The sequence below is a fragment of the Bosea sp. 685 genome (genome assembly GCF_031884435.1).
Lineage (GTDB): Bacteria > Pseudomonadota > Alphaproteobacteria > Rhizobiales > Beijerinckiaceae > Allobosea.
Window position 1 is genome coordinate 161,022 of the sequence record NZ_CP134779.1, and the last position, 15,470, is coordinate 176,491.

The window sequence follows — 15,470 nt, forward strand, 5'->3', positions numbered from 1 at the left end:
TGCGGGAGCTGCCTTCACTTGGCTACCGGGCGGCCGAACAGCGTCATGCCGCGATGGATGAAGATCGGCGTCAACGCCGCACCCGCGCCGAGCCCGCCGAGATGGGCCCACCAGCCGACATGGCCTTGCGGATCGAGAATGGCCGAGACGATCTGAAACAGGATCCAGCCACTGAGCGCATAGAACGCCGTGATGTGCAGCGGGATCCAGTTGAAGGCCAGGCCCCAGATCCGGACGCGCGGATAAAGCATCAGATAGGAGGCGATCACGCCCGAGATCGCACCGGATGCGCCGATCAGCGGCTGGTCCGAGGCGGGGTTCATCAGGGCGTGAGTCAGCGAGCCGGCGAGCCCGCAGATGAAGAAGAACAGCAGGAAGCGCAGATGTCCCATTGCATCCTCGACATTGTCGCCGAAGACCCAGAGGAACAGCATGTTGCCGCCGAGATGGGCGAAGCTCGCATGCAGCAGGATGTTGCTGAACAAAGTAAACCAGATCGGCGCCTGCAGCAGATCAGCGGGCAGTTGCGCCGTGCCGAACAACACGGAGGGGATCAGCCCGAAGCCGGCTGCGACTGCGATCTGGCCGGGCTCGCTTTCATGCAGCCACATTAGCAGGAAGAGGCCGATGCAGGTCGAGACCAGGCCATAGGTGACATAGGGCGCGCGCATGAAGCGCAGCGGGACGCCATCATGCAACGGCACGAACATGGATGTGTCCTGTCAAATGCTGCCGCGGGAACCTTGCGAAGAACCGGCTGCCAATTTTTCGCATCGTGCCTCTAACGATTCTGGCCCGGCACCCAGAGCACGTCGCCCCGCGCCTTGGCATTGAGGAAACGGGAGGCGACGAAGAGGAAATCGGAGAGGCGGTTGATGTATTTCAGGGCGGGTCCGGCTACGGCTTCGCCTTCGGTCTGGGCGAGTTCGACCATCAACCGCTCGGCGCGGCGGCTCACCGTGCGCGCGAGGTGGAGATGAGTGGCGGCTGGCGTGCCGCCAGGCAGGACGAAGGAGCGCAATGGCTCCAGGGTGGCATTGAGTTGGTCGATCTCGGCCTCGACCCGATCGACCTGGATCTGTGCAATGCGCAGCGGCTCGAAGGCCAGTTTGGCGCCGGTGTCGGGCGTCGACAGGTCGGCTCCGAGATCGAACAGGTCGTTGCTGATGCGGCCGAGCATGGCGTCGAGATCGGTGTCCTCGGTTGCCGCATGCAGCCGGGCGATGCCGATGCAGGCATTGGTCTCGTCCACCGTGCCATAGGCTGCGACCCGCAAGTCGAATTTCAGCCGGCGCGGCCCGGTGGTGAGCCCCGTCGTGCCGTCGTCGCCGGTGCGGGTGTAGATGCGGTTGAGCTTGACCATCGACGCGTTATAGCGCGGCGCCGACCGAGCGAAAGGGCTCGCATGCGGCACTCGCGCCGGTCGCTTCAAAAAGCTGAGAGCATTCTCAGAAGCTATAGCCGAGCTTGGCGCCGAAATTGGCCGGGCCGCGCGGCTTGTCGCGGTCGGAGCAGCCGGCCGTGCTGAAATGCTCCAGCGTCGCGACCAAGCTCCAGCGGTCGTTGAGCCGCAGGCCGAGCGCGGCGGCCTCGCGCGAGCCGCTGTTGCAGCCGACATTCAGGCGGTTCTCGGGAACGACCGCACCGGTCTTGCCGTCATTGAGGGCGGCGCCCAGGCTGGCCTCGACGAAGACCGCCTTGGTCAGGTCGACGGTCCAGGTCGCACCGGCATAGGCATAGCGCGTGCCGTTGAAATTGACGCTCGAGCCGAGATGGAAGCGCGGTACGAAGGCTGCGGAGAAGCGGTCGTTCAAGGTCGCGACGCGCGGCGTGACCACCTCGCCGCTGAAGTTGAGCAGGCCGCTTTCGCGTCCGCCCGGATTGGCGGCGGCGGCGCCGATGCGCGCCTCCCATGAGAGCGAGGGTGTCTCGGTCGCCGGAGCGTAGCTGGAAGTGCCGGCCGGGAGAGGCTGCGACTGCGCCCAGGCGGGCGCGGCGGCCATCATTCCGGCGAGGACCAGCAATGCAACGCGAACCATGGGGGACTTTTCTTGTTGTCGGCGGAATGGCGTTAGTGAAGCGCAGAGACTCGTGTCGGGAATATGGCGGGATTGCGGCAATAGCCGTGTTGGAACGATGCAGGCTGAAGTAAAGTTATTCAAAATCAAGTACTTAGAAAAATGCAAACGAAGCGGGGATAGCTTCGATCGGGACGGCTGTATCAGCCGCTGCGCCACCACATGATGCCGAGGATGACGAGGATCGCGATGAACTGCAGGACCACCCTGAGCCGCATCAGGTTCTGCGACGTGCTGGGGCTGCCGCCGCGCAGCATGTTGGCCAGCCCGAGCAACAGGACGATCGCAACAGCGCCGACCGCGACGGGAACGAGAGAGGCGGATAGGTTCATGGCCCATGATCTAGTGTGCGGCAGGCCGCTTGGCCAGCCGCCTCAGAGCCGGAATCTGAATCCGGCTCTCATCTATGAGTTAGAGCAGGATCGATGCGAAAAACCGGTTCCCACTTTCTCGCATCCTGCTCTAGCGATAGCGCCGCTGCACGATGAGATGGGCTGCGACCGTCAGCACGATCGTGGCGGTCATCAGGATGAAGGAGATCGCGCCGCCGAAGGGCCAGTTGTTCTGCTGCGCGAACTGGCCATAGACCAGCGGGCCCATCATCTGGAATTTCGGCCCGCCGAGCAGCACCGGCGTGGCATAGGCGTTCATCGCCAGGATGAAGGTCAGGATCGTGCCGGCCAGGATGCCGGGCAGGGCGAGCGGCCAGAGCACGCGGCGAAACATCGCTGCGGGGCCGGCGCCGAGGCTGAAGGCGGCTTCCTCGACATTGCGGGGAATGCCCTCGATCACGCTCTGCAGCGTCAGCACCATGAAGGGCAGGTTGACCGCGACGATACCGATCAGCACGGCGTTTTCGGTGTACATGATTTCAAGGGGATGGTTGATCAGACCCAGCCCCATCAGCGAGGCGTTGAGTGCGCCCTTGCTGCCGAAGGCGGTCATCCAGCCGGCCGCGCGCACTGCATTGCCGACGAAGAGCGGTAGCACGACGAGCATGATCAGCAGGTTCTTGAAGCGGCTTTCCATGCGCGCCAGCACATAGGCCAGCGGGAAGCCCATGATCAGGCAGGCGACCGTGCAGATCACCGCGACGCGCACCGTGCGCAGCAGCACGTTGAGGTAATAGCTGTCGGTGAAGAACTTGATGTAGTTCTCGATCGTCAGCCCATCGACCATGAACTGGCCGGGGATGAACTGGTTCAGCGAATAGCGGAACAGGATTGCGATCGGGCCCAGAAGCCCGATCGCAACGAAGATGGTCGCCGGCACGACAAGCGCGCCGGCAAGGCCGGTGCGGGCGCCAGCGACAGCCTCTGGAGCAGCAGTGCTCACGCCTTGAAGACCTTGTCCCACCACTCCTTCATGGCGGAGTCGTTCTTGGCGAGGAAGGCGTAGTCGAGATCCTTGAGGCGCTTCTCTTCGTCCGGGGTGAAGCCGATGCGCTTTTGCAGATCGGGCGCGACATTGAGGCCGGTGACGGTGCCGTTATAGCCCATGTCGACGGCGAAGGCCTCCTGGGGCGCCTTCTCCAGCATCGCGTTCATATAGGCGTAGGCGTTGTCCTTGTTGGGCGCGTTCTTGGCGATGACGAAGCCCGAGACATAGGCCGGGATGCCCTCGACGGGCGAGACCGCCTCGCAGGGGATGCCGGCGTTCTGCCACTGCACGACGCGCGCCTTCCAGATCGCGCTGATGCCGATCTCTTCGTTCTTCATCGCGGCGGCGAAGGCCTCGTTGGTCGGGTAGACGCGTCCGCCCGCCTTCTTCACCGCCATCAGGACCTCCTTGGCCTTGTCGAGGTCGTTCATGTCCTTGCCGCCGGTCGCGGCCATCGAGGCTGCGATGAAGATCGACTGGTACTGGATGTCGATGAAGCCGATCTTGTCGCCCCATTTCGGATCGAGCCAATCCTTGAAGCCGGTCGGCGCGGGCGTGATCAGCTTGGGATTGTAGATGACGACGTTGCCCGAATAGATGTGCCCGATGCCATAGGGGTACTTCATCGTCGGCAGCAGGTTCTTGGCGTTGGGAATCTTGGAGTAGTCGAGCTGCTCCACGACGCCCGCCTCGTTCATCTCGAACATATTGGCGGCCGAGAGACCCTGCACATCGACGGTGCCGCGCGGCAGGCGCTTCTCGGCGGTCATCTTGGCGCGGCGCGGAGCGTCGCCCGCCTGGTCCTGCACGATCTCGATGCCCTTGGGCTTCAGGATCGGCTCGTCGATGTTCTTGGTCAGGAGGCGGGCATAGTCGCCGCCCCAGGTGCCGATCACGACCTTGCCGCCGGCTTGCGCAAAGGCATGGTGGCTCATGGCCGGGGCCAGCACTGCGGCGCCGGCCAGGCCTTTGATAACGGTGCGCCTATCGATCTTGGTCATGGTTGAAATCCCCTGTTTTCGCCTGTTCGATCAGGCTTCGCGCGGATAGACCAGCCCGGCGTCCTGCGCCCAGCCGATCGTGATGGTCTCGCCCGGCTTCGGCTCGGCTACGCCGGCCCGGTTCGGGATCTGCAGCAGCATGCGGTCATGCTGGGACAGGCTGACATGGATGTCGAGCAGCGCGCCGAGATAGGAGGCGTGCTCGACCTTGGCCTCGTAATGATTGGGGCAACCCTGGGCTTCGCCGCCGACGGCGATCCGCTCGGGCCGCAAGGCGAGCGTGGCGGATCCCATGCCGGTCGCGGCGGCGCAGGCGATGTCGAGCCCGCCCTTGGTGCGGAAGCGGCCATTACCGGCGATCTCGCCGTCGAGGAAGGCGCTGCGACCAATGAAACCCGCAACGAAGCGATCCGCGGGCTTCTCGTAGAGCTCGCGCTGGGTGCCGATCTGGCGGACCTGGCCCTTTTCCATGACGACCAGCCGGTCGGCCATGGTCAGCGCCTCTTCCTGGTCATGCGTGACCATGATGGTGGTGAGGCCGAGCTTGCGCTGCAGATCGCGGATTTCGACGCGGACCTCCTGCCGGAGCTTGGCATCGAGATTGGAGAGCGGCTCGTCGAGCAGGAGTACGTCGGGCTCCATGGCGAGGGCGCGCGCCAGGGCGACGCGCTGCTGCTGACCGCCCGAAAGCTGGCGCGGATAGCGCCCATCGAAGCCGGTGAGCTGGACGAGCCGCAGCGCCTCTGCGACGCGCGTGCCGCGCTCGGCCTGCGCGACCTTGCGCATCTCCAGCCCGAAGGCGACGTTCTCCGCCACCGTCATATGGGGAAAGAGAGCGTAGCTCTGGAAAACCAGGCCGCAATTGCGCTTCCAGGGCGGCAGCGACGTGACCTCGCGCTCGCCGATGGTGAGCTTGCCGGAGCTCGGCGGCACGAAGCCCGCGACCATGCGCAAGGTCGTGGTCTTGCCGCAGCCGGAGGGGCCGAGCAGGACGAGGAATTCGCCGTCGGCGATGTCGATGGTGACATCGTCGACGACGGTCAGGTCGCCATAGGATTTGCGGAGATGCTCGATCGAAAGCCGTGCCATATGTTTCAAACCACCCGGCTCAGCTTGACGTAACGATCCGTGACGACCATCGCCACGGCGATCAGGACGATCTGGATCAGCGAGGCCGCGGCCACGGTCGGATCGATCTTCCATTCCAAATATTGCAGGATCGCGATCGGCAGCGTGGTGCGCCCCGGTCCGACGAGAAACAGGCTCATTTCAAGATTGCCGAAAGACGTGACGAAGCCGAACAGCCCGGCCGCGACGATGCCGGGCCTGATGCTGGGCAAGGTGACCCGCCAGAAGGTGGTGAGCGGGCCGGCGCCGAGATTCTGCGCGGCCTCCTCGATGGTGCGGTCGAAGCCGGCGAGGCTCGCCGTGACGAGCCGGACGACCCAGGGAATGACCACGAGCGTATGGGCGGCGATCAGGCCGCCGAGCGAGCCCAGCACCGGCAGGCCGGTGGCGATCTCGGTCTCGATCTGGAAGACATAAAGCGCAGTGCCGAGCACGATGCCGGGCATCACCAGCGGCAGCAGCAGGAGCGTGTTGACGGCGGGGCCAAGCGTGATGCGGTGGCGCACCAGCGCCAGGCTCGCGGGCACGCCCAGCGCCAGCCCGATCAATGTCGCCAGCACCCCGACCTGGAGGCTGAGGATGAAGCCGTCGATGAAAGGCTTGTTACTGGCCGCGGCGGAGAACCATTTCAGCGAATAGCCCTCGGGCGGGAAGGAGGGGATCTCCTGCCGGAAGAAGGCGAGCCAGGTGACGAAGATCAGCGGCAGCAGGATGAAGCCGAGCGAGAGGCAGGCGGCTCCGTTGAGCGCGACACGGCCAAAGCTCGGGCGAGCGGCGGCGCTCAAGCCGGCGCTCCGAGGCGCGGCCGAGCCGCGACGAGGGCGTGCTGCACGCAGCCTGTCGCAAGCTGTCTCTCTTGCATGCGTGCCTGGCCTGCCACCACCACCTTATCCCGCCTCCCGATCCAACCCGGCCGCAAGCTGCGGTTCCACTTACAAACAGTCAAGATTGTCTTTCTCTATCCGTCGCATCGCTTGTCCCTATTCGTCGTGGGTGCGACACCGCGCCTCCTGGAGCCGTTTCCAATCCATCTGGATCGTTCAACAGCTCCAGCTCCTTGTTTTAACGCGTTTTCTTCACGCGAACCGGTGTCCACTTCGTTCGAAAACGCTCCAGCCTCAATGCAGCGTGTTCTTGTGGAAGGCGCCGCCCTTCATGATCATCGCCAGGTGCTTGCCCTGTTCCTGGAAGAGTCCAAGGTTCTTCAGCGGGTCGCCATCGACGAGGATCATGTCGGCGTAGGCTCCAGCACGGAGCGTGCCAAGCTTGCCCTCCATGCGCAGAAGCTGCGCGCCGATCGTCGTTGCCGAGCGAATGATCTCGATGGGGGAGAGCACCTCGCTGCGCAGCAGGAACTCTCTGGACTGCTCGACCTGGAGCTGGCCGAGCAGGTCGCTGCCATAGGCAACAGGCACGCCGGCGCGCTTGCAGATCTCGAGCGAGCGCAGGCCGCCATCGATGACGAGATCGTTCTTGGCGAGCATGTCGCTGCTCATGCCGAATTCGGCGGCGCGTTCCTTCATCGCGTAATAGGCGACGAGGTTTGCGGTCAGGAACATGCCATTCTCGGCCATCAGCTTGGCCGAGGCGTCGTCGATCAGATTGCCGTGCTCGATGGCGCGGACGCCGCATTGGGCTGCCCGCGTGATCGCCTCGGGCGTATAGGCATGGGCGCAGACATAGCGGCCGAAGGCCTTGGCTTCCTCGACCGCCGTCTTCACCTCATCGACGCTGAACTGCATGGAATCGAGCGGATCATAGGGGGAGGCGACGCCGCCCGACATCATGATCTTGATGTGGTCGGCGCCGAGCCGCATCTGCTCGCGCACCGACTTCTTCACCGAGGAGACGCCGTCCGAGACGTTCATGGTGTAGGCCATGGCGTTGCAGCAATGGCAGCGCGCGCCGAAATCGGTGCGCCGGCGCGGGTCGCTATGGCCGCCGGTCGGGCCGATCGCCGCGCCGGCGATGAACAGGCGCGGAGCCGCGACATCGCCCTTGTCGACAGCTTCCTTGATGCCCCAATCGGCGCCGCCGGTGTCGCGCACCGTGGTGAAGCCGCGGTCGATCATGCCTTTCATCAGTCGGACGGCGCGTGCCGTCATCAGCGTCAGCGGCATGCTCTCCATGGCGCGGATATAGACTTCAGAGAGGAAGACATGGACATGGCTGTCGATCAGCCCCGGCATCAGTGTGCGGCCGCCGCAATCGATCACATCGGCATTCGCGGCCTTGATCGGCTTGTCCGAGAGCTCGCGGATCGTCTCGCCATCGACCAGGAGTTCGTAGCCCCGGCGCAGTTCGCCATGATCGGGTTCGAGCAGGGCGAAATTCTTGAAGTGCAGCGCCATCGCAAAATCCTTCCATAGGAGCGCGCACGCAGAGCGCTAGCCTCCTCCGATGGCTGATATATTGAGAAGTTTATTCCGGCCTGTCTACGAACTTGCGATGAGTCGTGACGGCGGTTTTTGCAGCACGAGTCGGCTGCCCGCCATAGCTGTCGGCAGGCAGGCGCTCCCGAGCGTTCTCAACCCGCTTTTGCGATTGGGGCGGGCTCGGTTGCTGGCTTGGAGCTGATCGGTTTCACGCGCTTGCGCAGAGCCGAATGGGCTTTGCGCAATTCGTCGACCAGAGTGGGCAACTGACTGACATAGGCGGCGACCTGTTCGGTGCGCTTCAGCGTGCGCCAGTAGACATCCTCCATCAGGATATGCGCGAACTCGCCGTTGCGGCCGATGCTGTAGAGACCATCGACACCCGTGGTTTCGGCAAAACGGAGTCGTTCCGGCTCATAAGCCAGGAGATGGACCGGATAGGAAATCGGGGTTTTGACGATGCCGCCGGGGCCGAGATAGGCCTGCCTGAGATGGGGATAGATCCGGCAGATGCCGTCGAGGCAGAGTTCGGCCAGCTTGTCGTCGGGCATCGTCCAGTGCTGGTCGCCGACGCTGCAGCCGATATCGAAGGTGATCAGGGTTTTTCCTTGAGGGGCGAGCCACGGCATCGAGATCGGCGCTTCGGTCAGCCGAAAGAAGGGCTGCGTGCGATCTGGTACCCACAGCATCGTGTCGGGCAGCAAGTTGCGGCCTGTGAAGCGCAAGTTAACGAAGACCATAGGGCGATAGCGGAAGGCCGCGAGATGATCGAGCGCGGAGGTGCCTTCCAGCAATTTCGGCAGCACATGCACAGGCGCGGTGCTGATCACGGCCGAGACTGGGATGGTCTCGCCTTTGACGCGAACGCCAGTGACCCGGTTTCCCTCCACCAGAACGCGCTCGATCGGCGATTCCAGCCGGATCGAATCCGCGACCTCTCGCGCCGTCGGCTCCAGGAGCTTGGCGATCCCACCTTTGGGATAGACATGATAGACGCTCGGGCTTTCCGGCATGTCGTGCGAATAGCCGTTGCAGACCGCGCGGTTGGTCACATGGGCGGCGGCCTTCAGATAAAGCGACTTCAGGATTCCGGCCCGCATCTTGTCGCCGACGGCCGGGGAGAGGTCTTCGGCGGAGGCGCCCGACCAGGCTTCCGCCAGCGGGATGGCGATATCCTGCGCCAAAGCAGCGCCATAAGTCTGCCTGAACCAGTCGCCGGCGGAGGCGATCTCCGTTCGGTGCAATTTCGCGGCGATGGCGCTCCCGACCAGGCGCGGCGAGCGCATCAAGCCGAACGGGTAGTTATAGCTGCGGCCGTTGAGCAGGACGGCCTCGCCGTAATGCTTCACCGTTTCGCAGATATCGCTGGCACCGAGAGCCTCCGCGAGCCGGTTGCTCACGAAATGGGCGCCCATGTCATAGGAAAAGCCTTCGGCGTCCTTGAAGGATGACGCCATGCCTCCGATGGATTTTCCGGCCTCGAAGACGATGACCGGCAATCCTCGCCGGCGCAGTTCGCGGGCTGCGGTGAGACCGGCGATGCCGGCTCCCAGTATTGCTATCGGGTTCGACATGCCGTCACGCGCTATCGGTCAAGGTTTCAAGGGAAATGTTCTATCGTACGTCATTTTTCGGCAGCATCTTGCTGATCGATCTAGCGATTGGTCATTACCCAGCAAGAATCTTAATCAATTCAGCTTGGTCCGTCAGAATTGCTGACAAGTGTATGGATCTCATAATGCTGCATCGGTAAATGAAGGCAAGCTGTTCAAAAAATATAACAATGATTTGAGATCAAATCTCTCGGACATGGTAAAGAAACCATGTGAATCCCAAGCGGATTCTCGTGGCGCTGCTTCACCGGATGTCGCGGAGATGTCTGTCGGGAGGCTGTGTGGAAACACAGCTCTTATCGTGTGAAGCCCCGAAAGCAGCGCCTTGAAGGGCGGGGGCCTCATCAAAAAGTGAGAGCAGGCTGAGCCTGTCAGCTCACCACGGCGGCGTTTTGCGCCAGGATTCTGCCGCGGACCGGCATCGAGAGGTCGTCGGCGAGGGCGCGGGCGACGGCCGGCAGGCCGTCGAGCAGGCTCGGGACGAAGGCCTGGGAGGGCGGTACGCGTTTGGGCAATGCGTGCAGGGCGGCCGCCATCACCAGCGGGTCGCGCGAGCCCTCGCCGTTCTGCGCCGGATCATGCAGGACATCGATCAGCTTCAGATGGTCGGCGCGCTCGGCGCGGATCGCTTGTTCCAGCCGCGGCTTGACGCGGGGCACGATCAGCGCCGGTTTGTCGAAGGAGAGGATCTCGCAGAAGGTGTTGTAGCCACCCATCGCGACGACGCAGTGGGCGCGGTTCATCAGCAATTCGAGGCGCGGCTCGAAACCGAGGCTTTCCAGCTTCGGAATGCGGGCGATGCGCTCGGCGAACTCCTTGCGGCGCTCGCGCGACATGAAGGGACCGAACACGATCAGCGCCGGCAAGGCGATGGTCGGGTCGGCCTCATAGGCGGAGATCACCCAGTCGATCACGCCGGCCCCGTCGCCGCCGCCGCCGGGCGTCACCAGGATGAACGGCCCCTTGGTGATGCGCGGATAGCGGTTGGGTGGCATCGGGCTCGGCACGGCGCGCTTGAGATAGCCGGTATAGCGGATCTTGTCGGCGAAGAGGTGCTGGTTCGGCAGGCCGGCAAGCGGCTGGTAGATGCTCTCCAGCCCATAGATGAAGATGTCGTCATAGACCTGCTCCAGCGCCTCGATCGCTCCGGTATGGCGCCATTCCTCATAGAGCTTCGTCGGCTCGTCGAGCACGTCGCGCAGGCCGAGCACGATGCGCGCGCCGCGCCGGCGCAGGACTTCGAGCGCCGGGATCAATTCGCCGCGCAGGCCGACCGGCTCCTTGTCGACGATGACCACGTCGGGATCGAAGGAGAGCACGACCTGCTTGATGATGTCGGTGCGCAGACGGATCGTGTCGGTGAGGTCGAGATTGAGGTGATGGGGCCCATAGCGGCCATCACTCTGCTTCTCCACGCCGGGGATGCGGACATAGTCGACGCCGTCGCCGAACTGGAAGCTCGAGATCACCGAGGAGCCCGAGACGATGATCACTGATATATGAGGGTAGTTGGCCACGAGCGAATTGGCGATCGCCCGGCAGCGCCGGATATGGCCGAGGCCGAAGGTGTCGTGGCTGTAGATCAGGACGCGCGGCGCATGGGAGTCGCGCGGCGTGCGCTCGACGCCGGGGAGGTCGACGACGTTGAAAGGCATGGCTGCGTCGTCCTCCGCAGAAAGGCCAGACGACCCCGTGGAGAGGACGAACGCACCCGGGAATGCAGGACGGGATCATAGCGTGGTGTAGGCTTCGATCCAAGTCCGCTCTTCAGGGCAACGAACGCCCCAAGCGTGAGTGCTGCATTTATGCAGCGCCCTGGTTCGAAAACAACCGCTCGGGATCGGTGGTCACGATAACGGGATGCGCCGTGAGCGTTGCAAGCAGGGTTTGCAAGGCGGCCCAGGCGGTCTCGTCATGGTCGCGATGGTGCAGCAGCAGGCCGAGCGTGTCTGTGGCCTCCGGTTGCTGGCGCCGCGCCGCGAGCTGGTCGCGGATCTCCAGGGCCAGTGCTTGCAAGGAGCGGCCGATCCGCCCGCCATGCCAGTCCATCACGTCGATGTCGCTGTTGACCAGGACCGGGCCGTCGCCATCGAACCCGAAGCCACGAAAACATGACAGGCCGGCGAAGCCGAATTCCGGCAGGGCCAGCGCCAGACCGGGGTCGATGCGGTTCCAGGGCGGCACGAAGATGGGCAGCGTGGACGCTCCCAGCAGATCACCAAGCCGCTGCCGTCCGGCCGCGATGTCGGCCGCAGCCTCGGCGCGCGGGCGGCCGGCGCCGAATTCGGATTTCTTCATACCCGTGGCCGCGTGGTTCTGGTGTCTGCTGCCGTGCTGGCAAGGCAAGAGCGAGGGAGCCGCGCGCAGCGCGGTGGCCAGCGCCGGTTCGGCTAGCATCGGGATGACGGCCAGGAGCACGGGCAAGGCGAAGCGTTCGCTCAAGCCAGCGAGTCGGTCCAGCGCCGGGCTTGGTGCGACGGCGTCGTCGTCACGCAGCCAGAGCCGGAGGCGCCTGCCGGTCTCGCCCCAGCGATCGAGTTCGGCCAGGAGTTCGCCCAGGGACGCGTTGCTCACGGCGTCGCCTCCCGGCGGGCCGCGGCAATGCGCGCAAAGCCTTGCGCTAGGATGGCGCTGGCCGTCTCCAAAGTGCGCTCGCTTTTGACGAAGGTGGCGGCGGCCCGGCCCATCCTGGCGCGCAGGGCTGGGTCGGCCAGCAGCCGGGAGAGCGCCGCGGCCAGCGCCGATTCGTCATTCTCGGGTGCGAGGAACGCGGTTTCATCCGGTTTGACGGTATCGGGCACGCCGCCGCTGGCGAAGGCAATGACGGGGAGGCCGGCGGCTTGCGCCTCCAGATAGACCAGCCCATAGGCCTCACCGAGACCGGGCCAGATGAAGACGTCATGGCTTGCGAGTTCAGCTACGACCTGGTCATGGGCGAGCGCGCCCAGCCAGGTGATGCGACCTGGCGGCAAAGCGGCGAAGGCCTGCTCGACCTCGCCGCGCAGCGGCCCGTCTCCGATCACCGTCAATGTCCAGGGCTTATCGACGAGCTGCAGCAATGTGCGCGCCAAGGCGAGATAGCTCTCATGTTTCACGCCACCGCGCATCATCGCAACCGTGACGAGACGTGGTGGGCCGGCAGACAGTCTCGGCTGCGGCGCGCTGGCGTCGGGCGCGATGAAGGGCGGGAAGGCGAGGAATTGCGTGCGCGCTCCACACCAGAACTCGACGCCCATCCGGTCGCGTTCGGTGAAGCAGAGATGCAGATCGGCACTCCCGAAGCTGGCGCGCGCCAGCGCGACATGCCGCGCCCATTCCCCATCGGCGCGGCGCTCCGAACCGCTCGCCTCTGCGACGACATAGGGGATCGAGAGGCGCTCCGAGATGGCGGGCCCGAGCAGATCGGGCGCCTTGTAGTAGCTGTGATAGGTGAACCAGAGATCGGGCGGCGCTGCCCCCGCGCGCCAGCTGGCGGCAAGGGCCTCGATCTTCGCCGCCGCCTGGGTGCGGTGGCGTTGCAGCAAGCCGGGATCCGACGTCTTCATGTAGGAGCGGGCGTCGCCCACGGGCTCGACGACATGGCCGAGCCGTTCCAGGGCGGTCGCGATCTGCCGCGCCATACGCCTGTCGCCGGAGATGCGGCCGTCCTCGAAGGCGTTGAGCGGCGTATGGAAGGCGATGCGCACCGCGTGGTGCTCCGCGTGCTGCTCTGCGGGCTTGCGCTCAGCGATAGGGATCGGCCGCGTCGCGCAGGCCATCGCCGAGGAAGTTGAAGGCCAGGATGATCAAGATTACCGGGACGACCGGATAGAGCAACCAGGGATACAGCGCCACCACATTGATGTTCTGCGCCTCGTTCAGCATCACGCCCCAGCTGGTGATGGGTGGGCGCAGGCCCAGACCCAGGAAGCTCAGCGCCGTCTCGCCCAGGATCGTCCTGGGAATGGTGATCGTTGCCGAGGCGATGAGATGACTCATGAAGCCGGGCACCAGATGCAGGCCGATGATGCGGGCGGGCTTGGCGCCCATCAACTGGGCGGCTACGACATAATCCTCCTCGCGCAGCGAAAGCAGCTTCGAGCGCACGGCGCGGGCCAGGCCCGTCCAATCCATCAGGCCGAGGATGACGGTGATGCCGAAATAGACCAGCAGCGGGCTCCAGGAGGGCGGCATGATCGAGGCCAGAGCCAGCCAGAGCGGGATATGCGGCAGCGACTGCACGATCTCGATGATGCGCTGGACGATGAGATCGACCTTGCCGCCGTAATAGCCGGCGATGCCGCCGATGATCACCCCGAGCACGAAGGAAACGAAGACGCCGAGCAGGCCGATCGAGAGCGAGATGCGCCCGCCATAGAGAATGCGCGAGAGCATGTCGCGACCGAGCCGGTCCGAGCCGAGCAGGAAGAGCGTGCCGCCTTCGGGAGGGCAGACCAGATGCAGGCTGCCCGGGATCAGCCCCCAGAAATCATAGGCGTCGCCCCGGCAGAAGAAGCGCAGTTTCTCGGGGCGGGTGGTGTCGACATCATATTCGCGCTTCAGGTTCTCCATGTTGAGGCGCTGTGTGTAGGGGTAGACGAATGGGCCGATGAGGCTGCCCTGATGGAACAGGCGCACCTCCTGGCGCGGCGCGCGGATGAAGTCGGTGTTGCGCGTGGTGTAGTCGTAAGGCGCGAGGAACTCGCAGATCGCGACCATGGCGTAGATCGTCAGGATGACGACGCCGGAGATCACCGCGAGCTTGTGCTTGCGGAACTTCCACCACATCAATTGCCATTGCGAAGCGAGATAGACCCGCTCCTGCTCGGGCGTCATCTTCTCGACCGCATGGGGCTCGAAGGGGGCGGTCGAGGCGGTATGCGGCAGGGACGCGCCGTCTGCGGGAAGAGCGCTCACTTGGTCGCCGTGCCTTGCAGCCTGATCCGTGGATCGAGGATCGCGAGCGAGATGTCGGAGATCAGCACGCCGATCACGGTCAGGAAGGACAGGAACATCAGGAAGGAGCCGGCGAGATACATGTCCTGGCTCTGCAAGGCCCGGATCAACAGCGGTCCCGTGGTCTGGAGCGAGAGCACGATCGCGACGATCTCGGCGCCCGAGACGATCGAGGGCAGGATGTCGCCGATATCGGAGACGAAGAAGTTGAGCGACATGCGCAGCGGGTATTTGCGCAGCGCCTTGCCCGGCGGCAGCCCCTTGGCGCGGGCGGTGACGTAATACTGCTTCTGCAATTCATCGAGCAGGTTGGCCCTGACGGCGCGGATCATGCCGGCGGTGCCGCCTGCCCCGATGATGATCACCGGAATCCAGAGATGTTCGAGGATCGACCAGAGCTTGGCCCAGCTCATCGGCTGATTGAGGTATTGCGGGTCGACGAGCCCGCCGATCGAGGTCCCGAACCAGACATTCGCCCCGTACATGAACACCAGCGCCAGCAGGAAATGCGGGATCGCCAGGCCGATCAGCCCCAGGAATGTCAGCCCGTAATCGCCCCAGCTATATTGATGCGTCGCCGAATAGATCCCGATCGGGAAGGCGATCAGCCAGGTGACGATGATGGTGACGAAGGAGACCACCATCGTCAGCATCAGGCGGTCGCCGACGATCTCGCGGACGGGGCGCTGATACTCGAAGGAGTAGCCCATATCGCCCTGGAGAAGGCCCGCAACCCACCAGAAATAGCGTTCGACCGGCGGCTTGTCGAAGCCGTATTCCGTCTTCAGGAACTCGATGCGGCTGAGATCGGCCTTTTCGCCCTGCGCTTGCATCTCGGCGGCGAGCGTCTCGAAATAATCGCCTTCGGGCAGGTTGATGACGGTGAAGATCAGCGCGCTGGTGACGAGCAGCGTCGGGATCATCACCAGGATGCGCTTGAGAATGTATTGCAGCAGCATG

General features: G+C 64.3%; 15 protein-coding genes. All 15 read right to left on the reverse strand.

What is annotated here, in order from left to right:
- Positions 1-14 precede the first annotated feature (14 nt).
- The 15 genes from RMR04_RS01830 to RMR04_RS01900 all read right to left on the reverse strand — a co-directional run bounded on the left by RMR04_RS01830 (position 15) and on the right by RMR04_RS01900 (position 15,466).
- On the reverse strand, positions 15-710 hold the full coding sequence (locus RMR04_RS01830) for a rhomboid family intramembrane serine protease (RefSeq protein ID WP_311912661.1): 696 nt from the start codon (positions 708-710) through the stop codon (positions 15-17).
- 71 nt (positions 711-781) lie between these two features.
- Complete coding sequence (locus RMR04_RS01835) at positions 782-1,363, reverse strand: cob(I)yrinic acid a,c-diamide adenosyltransferase (RefSeq protein ID WP_311912662.1); 582 nt, start codon at positions 1,361-1,363, stop codon at positions 782-784.
- Positions 1,364-1,448: 85 nt separating this feature from the next.
- A complete protein-coding gene (locus RMR04_RS01840) occupies positions 1,449-2,039 on the reverse strand; it encodes an acyloxyacyl hydrolase (protein WP_311912663.1) in 591 nt (196 codons plus the stop codon).
- 182 nt (positions 2,040-2,221) lie between these two features.
- Complete coding sequence (locus RMR04_RS01845) at positions 2,222-2,410, reverse strand: twin transmembrane helix small protein (protein WP_069688739.1); 189 nt, start codon at positions 2,408-2,410, stop codon at positions 2,222-2,224.
- Between the two features lie 130 nt (positions 2,411-2,540).
- Complete coding sequence (locus RMR04_RS01850; RefSeq protein ID WP_092171725.1) at positions 2,541-3,413, reverse strand: ABC transporter permease; 873 nt, start codon at positions 3,411-3,413, stop codon at positions 2,541-2,543.
- Positions 3,410-4,459 (reverse strand): ABC transporter substrate-binding protein, encoded by a 1,050-nt coding sequence (locus tag RMR04_RS01855; protein ID WP_311912664.1) that lies wholly within the window; start codon positions 4,457-4,459, stop codon positions 3,410-3,412. The genes RMR04_RS01850 and RMR04_RS01855 overlap by 4 nt, the downstream gene beginning before the upstream one ends.
- Positions 4,460-4,489: 30 nt before the next feature.
- The gene (locus RMR04_RS01860) at positions 4,490-5,548 is read right to left on the reverse strand and encodes an ABC transporter ATP-binding protein (RefSeq protein WP_311912665.1); all 1,059 of its coding nucleotides are present in this window, start codon (positions 5,546-5,548) and stop codon (positions 4,490-4,492) included.
- 5 nt (positions 5,549-5,553) lie between these two features.
- Positions 5,554-6,372 (reverse strand): ABC transporter permease, encoded by an 819-nt coding sequence (locus tag RMR04_RS01865; RefSeq protein WP_311912666.1) that lies wholly within the window; start codon positions 6,370-6,372, stop codon positions 5,554-5,556.
- A gap of 333 nt (positions 6,373-6,705) precedes the next feature.
- Entirely contained in the window at positions 6,706-7,938 is a 1,233-nt protein-coding gene (locus tag RMR04_RS01870) for a metal-dependent hydrolase family protein (protein ID WP_311912667.1), read from the reverse strand.
- A gap of 176 nt (positions 7,939-8,114) precedes the next feature.
- Entirely contained in the window at positions 8,115-9,536 is a 1,422-nt protein-coding gene (locus tag RMR04_RS01875; protein ID WP_311912668.1) for a protoporphyrinogen/coproporphyrinogen oxidase, read from the reverse strand.
- Between the two features lie 410 nt (positions 9,537-9,946).
- Positions 9,947-11,230 carry a glycosyltransferase family protein gene (locus tag RMR04_RS01880; protein ID WP_311912669.1) on the reverse strand — a complete coding sequence of 428 codons (1,284 nt, stop codon included), beginning with the start codon at positions 11,228-11,230 and terminating at the stop codon, positions 9,947-9,949.
- 148 nt (positions 11,231-11,378) lie between these two features.
- On the reverse strand, positions 11,379-12,149 hold the full coding sequence (locus RMR04_RS01885; RefSeq protein ID WP_311912670.1) for a polysaccharide deacetylase family protein: 771 nt from the start codon (positions 12,147-12,149) through the stop codon (positions 11,379-11,381).
- The gene (locus RMR04_RS01890) at positions 12,146-13,261 is read right to left on the reverse strand and encodes a glycosyltransferase family 4 protein (RefSeq protein WP_311912671.1); all 1,116 of its coding nucleotides are present in this window, start codon (positions 13,259-13,261) and stop codon (positions 12,146-12,148) included. Before RMR04_RS01890 ends, RMR04_RS01885 begins: the two co-directional genes overlap by 4 nt.
- 37 nt (positions 13,262-13,298) lie before the next feature.
- The gene (locus RMR04_RS01895) at positions 13,299-14,471 is read right to left on the reverse strand and encodes an ABC transporter permease (protein WP_311912672.1); all 1,173 of its coding nucleotides are present in this window, start codon (positions 14,469-14,471) and stop codon (positions 13,299-13,301) included.
- Positions 14,468-15,466 (reverse strand): ABC transporter permease, encoded by a 999-nt coding sequence (locus tag RMR04_RS01900; protein ID WP_311916024.1) that lies wholly within the window; start codon positions 15,464-15,466, stop codon positions 14,468-14,470. The genes RMR04_RS01895 and RMR04_RS01900 overlap by 4 nt, the downstream gene beginning before the upstream one ends.
- Positions 15,467-15,470 lie beyond the last annotated feature (4 nt).

Excerpts from the sequence above, each read along its gene's own strand:
- RMR04_RS01830 (WP_311912661.1), bottom strand. The coding sequence starts at position 710 with ATGTTCGTGCCGTTGCATGATGGCGTCCCGCTGCGCTTCATGCGCGCG.
- RMR04_RS01835 (WP_311912662.1), bottom strand. The coding sequence starts at position 1,363 with ATGGTCAAGCTCAACCGCATCTACACCCGCACCGGCGACGACGGCACG.
- RMR04_RS01840 (WP_311912663.1), bottom strand. The coding sequence starts at position 2,039 with ATGGTTCGCGTTGCATTGCTGGTCCTCGCCGGAATGATGGCCGCCGCG.
- RMR04_RS01845 (WP_069688739.1), bottom strand. The coding sequence starts at position 2,410 with ATGAACCTATCCGCCTCTCTCGTTCCCGTCGCGGTCGGCGCTGTTGCG.
- RMR04_RS01855 (WP_311912664.1), bottom strand. The coding sequence starts at position 4,459 with ATGACCAAGATCGATAGGCGCACCGTTATCAAAGGCCTGGCCGGCGCC.
- RMR04_RS01860 (WP_311912665.1), bottom strand. The coding sequence starts at position 5,548 with ATGGCACGGCTTTCGATCGAGCATCTCCGCAAATCCTATGGCGACCTG.
- RMR04_RS01870 (WP_311912667.1), bottom strand. The coding sequence starts at position 7,938 with ATGGCGCTGCACTTCAAGAATTTCGCCCTGCTCGAACCCGATCATGGC.
- RMR04_RS01875 (WP_311912668.1), bottom strand. The coding sequence starts at position 9,536 with ATGTCGAACCCGATAGCAATACTGGGAGCCGGCATCGCCGGTCTCACC.
- RMR04_RS01880 (WP_311912669.1), bottom strand. The coding sequence starts at position 11,230 with ATGCCTTTCAACGTCGTCGACCTCCCCGGCGTCGAGCGCACGCCGCGC.